5 protein-coding genes and 1 tRNA gene are annotated in these 5,070 nt (G+C 66.3%); 2 read left to right on the top strand and 4 right to left on the bottom strand.

The genetic code is table 11. The annotated features are described in order from the left end of the window. The coding region (locus ACR2JA_RS05090) for a class I tRNA ligase family protein (protein ID WP_434008029.1) at positions 1-1,734 on the top strand (1,734 nt) is incomplete at its 5' end. Between the two features lie 60 nt (positions 1,735-1,794). Here ACR2JA_RS05090 and ACR2JA_RS05095 read toward each other — a convergent pair. The 4 genes from ACR2JA_RS05095 to cysM form a co-directional block, all read right to left on the bottom strand. Then, positions 1,795-2,838 carry an NAD(P)-dependent oxidoreductase gene (locus ACR2JA_RS05095; RefSeq protein ID WP_434008030.1) on the bottom strand — a complete coding sequence of 348 codons (1,044 nt, stop codon included), beginning with the start codon at positions 2,836-2,838 and terminating at the stop codon, positions 1,795-1,797. A 52-nt stretch (positions 2,839-2,890) separates the two neighbouring features. Continuing rightward, on the bottom strand, positions 2,891-3,118 hold the full coding sequence (locus tag ACR2JA_RS05100; protein WP_310568261.1) for a sulfurtransferase TusA family protein: 228 nt from the start codon (positions 3,116-3,118) through the stop codon (positions 2,891-2,893). A 58-nt stretch (positions 3,119-3,176) separates the two neighbouring features. Beyond that, positions 3,177-3,731 carry an NUDIX domain-containing protein gene (locus ACR2JA_RS05105; RefSeq protein ID WP_434008031.1) on the bottom strand — a complete coding sequence of 185 codons (555 nt, stop codon included), beginning with the start codon at positions 3,729-3,731 and terminating at the stop codon, positions 3,177-3,179. Positions 3,732-3,871: 140 nt separating this feature from the next. Further along, positions 3,872-4,774, bottom strand: a complete 903-nt coding sequence (gene cysM, locus ACR2JA_RS05110) for a cysteine synthase CysM (RefSeq protein WP_434008032.1) — start codon at positions 4,772-4,774, stop codon at positions 3,872-3,874. A gap of 42 nt (positions 4,775-4,816) precedes the next feature. On the opposite strand from cysM, the gene ACR2JA_RS05115 reads away from it, so the two are divergent. Then, positions 4,817-4,903, top strand: a tRNA-Leu gene (locus ACR2JA_RS05115). Positions 4,904-5,070: the final 167 nt, after the last annotated feature.

The raw sequence follows: 5,070 nt of genomic DNA on the forward strand, positions 1-5,070 counted from the left end.
GATCAAGACCCGACCGGCAAGTCGATCGCGCAGAAGGCGATCGATGCGGTGCAGACCGGCGCGGTGCGCTTCGTTCCCGAGAACTGGGTCAACACCTACAACCAGTGGATGAACAACATCCAGGACTGGTGCATCAGCCGCCAGCTCTGGTGGGGCCACCAGATCCCGGCCTGGTACGACGAGCAGGGCCAAGTCTACGTGGCACGCAACGAAGCCGAGGCTCAGGCCCAGGCCGGTGCGGGCAAAGTTCTCAGGCGCGATGAAGACGTGCTCGACACCTGGTACTCCTCGGCCCTCGTGCCCTTCAGCACCATGGGCTGGCCGAACCAGACCGACGCTGCGACCGACGACTACAGCCTCTACCTGCCCAGCAGCGTGCTGGTCACCGGCTACGACATCATTTTCTTCTGGGTCGCCCGGATGATCATGATGACCACGCACTTCACCGGCCGCGTGCCGTTCAAGCATGTGTACATCCACGGTCTGGTGCGCGACGCGCAGGGCCAGAAGATGAGCAAGTCCGAAGGCAACGTGCTCGACCCGGTGGACCTGATCGACGGCATCACGCTCGAGCCATTGCTCGAGAAACGCACCCAGGGCCTGCGCAAACCCGAAACGGCTCCTAAGGTGCGCAAGCAAACCGAAAAAGAATTCCCCCAAGGTATTCCGGCCTACGGCGCCGACGCGCTGCGCTTCACCTTCGCCGCGCTCGCGACGCGCGGCCGCTCCATCAACTTCGACGCGAAGCGCTGCGAGGGCTACCGCAACTTCTGCAACAAGCTCTGGAACGCCACCAAGTTCGTGCTGATGAACTGCGAAGGCCAGGACTGCGGCCTGATGGAGCACACCAAGGCCGACTGCGTTGTGGGCGGCAAGGCACACGGCTACATGAGCTTCAGCCAGGCCGACCGCTGGATCGTGTCCAAACTGCAGCGCGTCGAGGCCGAGGTCGCCCAGGGCTTCGCCGAGTACCGGCTGGACAACGTGGCCAACACGATTTACGACTTTGTCTGGAACGAGTTCTGCGACTGGTACCTGGAAATCGCCAAGGTGCAGATCAACACCGGCAACGAAGCGCAGCAACGCGCCACCCGCCGCACCCTGATCCGCACGCTGGAAACCATCCTGCGCCTGGCCCACCCGATCATCCCGTTCATCACCGAAGAGCTGTGGCAGAAGGTCGCACCTGTCGCCGGCCGCGGCGGCGAATCGGTGAGCGTGGCGGCCTATCCGGTCAGCCAGCCAGAGCGCATCGACGAAGCGGCCGAAGCACAGGTCGCCAAGCTCAAGGGTCTGGTGGACGCCTGCCGCACGCTGCGCGGTGAACTCAACGTCTCGCCCAGCACGCGCCTGCCGCTGTTCGCCGTCGGCGACACCGCTTTCATGCGCGAGAACGCGGCCGCCCTGCAAGGCCTGGCCAAGCTCAGCGAAGTGAAGGTGTTCGACGACGAGGCCGCCTGGGCCACCGCCGCGCAGGCCGCGCCCGTGGCCGTGGTGGGCGAAGCCCGCCTGTGCCTGTTCATGGAAATCGACGTCGCCGCCGAAAAGGCCCGCCTGACCAAGGAAGCCACGCGACTGGAAGGCGAAATCACCAAAGCCAACGGCAAGCTGGCCAACGAAGCCTTCGTGGCCAAGGCACCCGCCGCGGTGCTGGAGCAGGAGCGCAAGCGGGTGGCCGACTTCGGCGCCACGCTGGCCAAGGTGCGCGAACAGCTGGTGCGCCTGGGCGCCTGAACGCACCGGCCACAAAAAAGCCGGCCCTGTGAGGCCGGCTTTTTTTGTCCCCCGACACGCTCAGCGTCGGTGCAGGGACATCGATCCCCACTGCGACGGCGTGATCGCCTGCGGGTCGTCCTGATCGGTCGAGAACTCCAGACTGTCGAGCACCGAGAAGTCGCTGACCTTGGCTTCGGCCTGTGCGGCCATGGGCGAGAGTGTTTCGTGGATGCGGTGCGCCACGTACCAGCTGGCGCGCAGCTTGGCCTCGCGCGTGTGCGAGCCCAGGCGCGGCGTCAGGTGCAGGTTGGGCACACCGTACAGGGGCGTGCCTTCTGCTGCGAACGTCGGGCTGGCGCCGTCCATGAGGCAGGCGTCGATGCGGCCGTCGGTCAGGGCCAGCGCCAGTGCCTCCGGCTCGAACAGCGAACTGCGGCTCACGCCCACCCACAACTGGCCGGGCTTGCAGTGGTTGAGCACCCGTTCGTTGAGCCAGCCCTTGAAGCGCGAGGCGTACACCACCTGCAGCGAGACCGCGTCCGAACGTCCCAGCAGTTCGTGCAGCGACACCGGCTCCACGCCCAGCTTGTCCCAGATGGGGGCGGCATGGTGCACCGCCGGGTCGTACCCCACCAGGCGCACACCCAGGCCCTTGAGCATGGGCGCCAGGGTGTGGGCCACTGGCGCCAGGCCCAGCAGGCCGATGGTGCTGCCGCACAGCTCGCGGCCCATGCGCACCTGCGAGATCTTGCGCCCCAGCAGCGCGCTGACCATGCCACGGCGGTACAGCATGAGCAGGCCGTAGAGCAGGTATTCGGCGTTGGAGCGCACCGTGGCGCTGCGCGCCTGCACCACCCGCACGTTGCGTTTGGCGCAGGCGTCCAGGTCGGTGTTGTCGCTGGAGATCTGCATGCGCGCGACCATTTCCAGCTTGGGCGAGAAATTCAGGAACTCCTGCGACACGATCACGTGTGGTGGCAGCACGATGGCGCGCGTCTTGTAGGTGGCCTTGCGCAGCTCGATCGGATCGTCCCCGAGCTCGGGGCGGAACGTGACCTCGTGCCGGTCCTGCAACCACTGCAGGGCTTCGGGAACGAGGGGATCGATCAGCAGGACTTCCATGGAGGGGAAACGGACGGCCGCAGCGAGGGGGGCTGGCGGCCGTCGGCCGCGGTCAGCGGCGTTTGAGGACGGTGAAGTGTTCGCTGCCCGCGGTCTGTTGCGACACCAGCTCGTTGCCGGTCTGCTTGGCAAAGGCCTGGAAGTCGCGCACCGAACCGGCGTCAGTGGAAATCACGCACAGCGTCTGACCGCTGTGCATCTCAGCCAAGGCTTTTTTGGCCTTGAGGATGGGCAGGGGGCAGTTCAGGCCGCGGCAATCGAGTTCTTTGTCGGCATTCATGGGTGGTGTCTTCCTCGTTCCAGTGGATTCTATGCGGGCTGCGACAACACCAGCCACCTCATGCGGCAGCCGGGCCTGGCGCGGGGTCGGACGGCGGCGCGTCCATGAAGGTCGGCTCGATACCGCGCGAGCGCAGCCAGTCGGCCAACGCGAAGCCGGTACCTGCGCGCCAGCACCGCAGCTGCGCCGGCTCGAACAGCTTGTATTCGAGCAGCTCGGGCGAGAGCCGGACCATGCCTTCGGCCTGCGCGTGGTAGGTGATCAGCACCTGGTTCATGCGCTGGAAGTCGTGCACGCCCACCAGCGTCAGCGCCGTGGTGCGCAGGCCGGTTTCTTCGGCGATCTCGCGGCGGATGCCCTCTTCCGGCGTTTCCCCCGCTTCCATGAAGCCGGTGATGAGGCCGAACATGCGGTTCTGCCAGGCCGCGTTGCGCGCCAGCAGCACGCGCCCGTCCACCTCGACGATGGCGGCCAGCACCGGCGTCGGGTTGTTCCAGTGGGTGAAGTCGCAGGCGGTGCAGCGCAGGCGCTGCTTGGGTCCACCGTCTTCCTCGCCCGTGATCAGGGCCAGCGGGGCGGCGCAGCAGGGGCAGAAGCGGTAGACCGTCTCCATATCAGATGTCCCTGTACCAGCCACCCCACCGGCTGCGCCAGCCGTGACCCAACCCACAGACACCGCCGGGCTGGCTTTGCCAGACGGCTGGTGTCGCCCCCTGGAGGGGGTCGCGCGCAGCGCGGCAGGGGTGTTTCATGTCACGCCGGGAACACGCCAGTGGACAGGTAACGGTCGCCGCGGTCGCAGACGATGAAGGCGACGGTCGCGTTCTCCACCTGTGCCGCGATCCGCTGCGCCACCCAGCAGGCCCCGGCAGCCGAGATGCCGGCAAAGATGCCTTCTTCGCGCGCCATTCGCCGGCACATGTCTTCAGCGTCGCTCTGGCTCACGTAGACCAGCTCGTCCACACCCGACGGGTCATAAATTTTGGGCAGGTACTCCTGCGGCCACTTGCGGATGCCGGGAATGCGCGAGCCCTCGCTGGGCTGGGCGCCGACGATGCGGATGGCCGGATTCTTCTCTTTGAGGAAACGCGAAACGCCGGTGATGGTGCCGGTGGTGCCCATGGCGCTGACGAAGTGGGTGATGCGCCCGCCGGTCTGCTCCCACAGCTCCGGCCCGGTGGTTTCGTAGTGGATGCGCGGGTTGTCGGCGTTGGCGAACTGGTCGAGCACGCGGCCTTTGCCCTCTTTCTCCATCTTGTCGGCCAGATCGCGCGCGTACTCCATGCCACCGCTCTTGGGCGTGAGGATGAGTTCGGCACCGAAGGCCTTCATGGTCTGGGCGCGCTCGATGGACAGGTCCTCCGGCATGATCAGCACCATGCGGTAACCCTTGATGGCGGCCGCCATGGCCAGCGCGATGCCGGTGTTGCCCGAGGTGGCTTCGATCAGCGTGTCGCCGGGGCGGATGTCACCGCGTTCCTCGGCGCGCTGGATCATCGACAGCGCGGGCCGGTCTTTCACCGAACCGGCCGGGTTGTTGCCTTCGAGCTTGCCCAGCACCACGTTGCCGCGCGCGCGGTTGGCCTCGGCACCGATGCGTTGCAGGGCCACCAGCGGGGTGCGGCCGATGGCGTCTTCAATGGTCGGGTAGTTCATGCACACCACTGTGCCATAATTTCGAGCTCTCCCAAGACACCCGCCCGGGTGGCGAAATCGGTAGACGCAGGGGATTCAAAATCCCCCGCCAGAGATGGTGTGTCGGTTCGAGTCCGACCCCGGGCACCACATTCAAGGCCGTGCAGCACCCGCTGCACGGCCTTTTGTTTGATTGTGGGGAGGTGACCGAAATGGCAACTCGGAAGTGCAACGGGCGCGCGGGAAAAACTGAACGGTGACGCGGGGTTACGGGCGATTCGGGCTTTTCGGGTGGGCGCGGGCGCTTTGGCAGTAAA

Source organism: Hydrogenophaga sp. (genome assembly GCF_051007235.1).
GTDB lineage: Bacteria > Pseudomonadota > Gammaproteobacteria > Burkholderiales > Burkholderiaceae_C > Hydrogenophaga.

Bases quoted from the DNA above. Each gene is read 5' to 3' on its own strand.
- ACR2JA_RS05095 (WP_434008030.1), bottom strand. From the start codon at position 2,838: ATGGAAGTCCTGCTGATCGATCCCCTCGTTCCCGAAGCCCTGCAGTGG.
- ACR2JA_RS05100 (WP_310568261.1), bottom strand. From the start codon at position 3,118: ATGAATGCCGACAAAGAACTCGATTGCCGCGGCCTGAACTGCCCCCTG.
- ACR2JA_RS05105 (WP_434008031.1), bottom strand. From the start codon at position 3,731: ATGGAGACGGTCTACCGCTTCTGCCCCTGCTGCGCCGCCCCGCTGGCC.
- cysM (WP_434008032.1), bottom strand. From the start codon at position 4,774: ATGAACTACCCGACCATTGAAGACGCCATCGGCCGCACCCCGCTGGTG.